The sequence below is a fragment of the Mesorhizobium sp. M4A.F.Ca.ET.050.02.1.1 genome (genome assembly GCF_003997725.1).
GTDB lineage: Bacteria > Pseudomonadota > Alphaproteobacteria > Rhizobiales > Rhizobiaceae > Mesorhizobium.
In genome coordinates this window covers 1-1,952 of the sequence record NZ_RZSG01000987.1, presented here as the reverse complement: position 1 = coordinate 1,952, position 1,952 = coordinate 1, and the positions used below count along the sequence as shown (strand labels likewise).

3 protein-coding genes are annotated in these 1,952 nt (G+C 62.9%); all 3 read right to left on the bottom strand.

Features of this window, described 5'->3' with window-relative positions; all coding sequences use genetic code 11:
• A partial coding sequence (gene hflX, locus EOA33_RS34015) for a GTPase HflX (protein ID WP_127407601.1) occupies positions 1-1,126 on the bottom strand: 1,126 nt, incomplete at its 3' end.
• Positions 1,127-1,372, bottom strand: a complete 246-nt coding sequence (hfq, locus tag EOA33_RS34010) for an RNA chaperone Hfq (protein WP_066989720.1) — start codon at positions 1,370-1,372, stop codon at positions 1,127-1,129.
• A gap of 144 nt (positions 1,373-1,516) precedes the next feature.
• On the bottom strand, positions 1,517-1,952 hold a 436-nt coding region (locus tag EOA33_RS34005; protein ID WP_190234471.1), incomplete at its 5' end, for an aminotransferase class IV.

The following is a 1,952-nucleotide window of genomic DNA, read 5'->3' as shown; positions in this document are numbered from 1 at the left end:
GCGCCTTGGTGGCGGCGCCATCGGCCAGCAACCGGGAGCGGTTGCTCTCGTCGAGCAGGTCGATCTTGTTCCAGACCTCGATGACGCGCTTGGCGTCACTGGCATCGACGCCAAGATCGGCAAGGATGCGCTCGACATCCTCGGCCTGCGCCGCCGTATCGGGGTCTGAGATGTCGCGCAGGTGGATGACGAGGTCGGCTTCGACCACCTCTTCCAGCGTCGCCCGGAAGGCGGCAACAAGATGCGTCGGCAGGTCCGAGATGAAGCCGACCGTATCGGACAGGATGATGGGTGTGCCATGTGGCAGGCGCACGCGGCGCAGCGTCGGGTCAAGCGTGGCGAACAGCATGTCCTCGGCCAGCACCCCTGCCCCAGTCAGCTTGTTGAACAGCGTCGACTTGCCGGCATTGGTGTAGCCGACGATCGCCACAACCGGGAACGGCACCTTCTTGCGCTTGGCACGGTGCAGGTCGCGGGTGCGGCGCACAGTTTCCAGCTCATGCTTCAGCTTGATGATCTTTTCCTGCAACTGCCGCCGGTCGGATTCGATCTGCGTTTCGCCGGGACCGCCGAGGAAGCCGGCGCCGCCGCGCTGGCGCTCAAGGTGGGTCCAGCTCCGCACCAGGCGGCCCTTCTGGTAGTTGAGATGCGCAAGCTCGACCTGCAGCGTGCCTTCCTTGGTGCGCGCGCGCTCGCCGAAGATCTCCAGGATCAGCCCGGTGCGGTCGAGCACCTTGGCGTTGAATTCCTTTTCGAGATTGCGTTGCTGCACCGGCGTCAGCGGATGGTCGACGATGACCAGTTCCGCGTGGCGCTCCTTCACGATATGGGCGAATTCCGCCACCTTGCCGCTGCCGAGCAAGGTGGCCGGGCGCGGATCGGTGACGGTCACCACCGCGCTATGGACCGGATCGAGGTCGATGGCGCCGGCGAGGCCGACCGCTTCATCGTGGCGGGCCTCCGCGGAACGCGTCAGACGCGGCCGATTGGTCTCGTCCTCGCCTCGCGGCTGGCGGGTAAGCACGGGCACAATAACAATGGCCCGGGTCGGAGCTTTGTCTTCCGGCCTCAGCTGATGTGATGGTTTCCCGCGGACGCTGCGGTCCGCGTCTTTCTCACGTGCCAATCAGGCGCCCTGGCCTTCCTCGCCATCGAACATCTGAACCGGCTGGCTCGGCATGATCGTGGAAATGGCGTGCTTGTAAACGAGCTGGGAATGGCCGTCACGCCGCAACAACACACAAAAATTGTCGAACGAGGTGACCACGCCAGTCAGCTTCACGCCGTTGATGAGGAAGATGGTGAGTGGATTTTTGCTCTTGCGAACTGAATTCAGGAACAGGTCCTGAAGGTTTTGCGATCGTTCCGCCATTGTTCTTGTCTTTCGCCGATCCCCTTCGGTTTGCAGCCAATGCGCCAATTTATCCGGCACATGTCAAGCGCGCAAACACCCTCTTGCCGTCAATAACGACAAGCAGAACGAGATATATTGATTTTCATTCCATCTTTGCGGTTATCAGGCCGGACTTTTTTCCGCAACGTCAAAAAAGGCCTGGCGCAACGAAAGTGTCATGGAACCGGGGTGGCCATTGGCCACCGGAGCACCGTCGATTGCCACGATCGGCATGGCAATCGTGGTCGCGGAACTGATGAAGGCCTCGCGCGCCGCCTTGGCCTCGGCGACCGAAAACTTGCGCTCCTCGATCGTCAGGCCGAGTTTGGCGGCAACGTCGAACAGCGTCGTGCGGGTGATGCCGCGCAGGATCCCGTGCTCGGCCGGCCGCGTCACCAGCACGCCGTCCCTGGTGACGATCCAGGCGTTGGAGGAGCCGCCCTCGGTGACCATGCCGTCGGTGTCGACGAACCACGCCTCCTGGGCGCCGGCTTCCTTGGCCTTCTGCTTGGCCAGCACGTTGGGCAGCAGGCCCGTGCTCTTGATATCGACCCTGTCC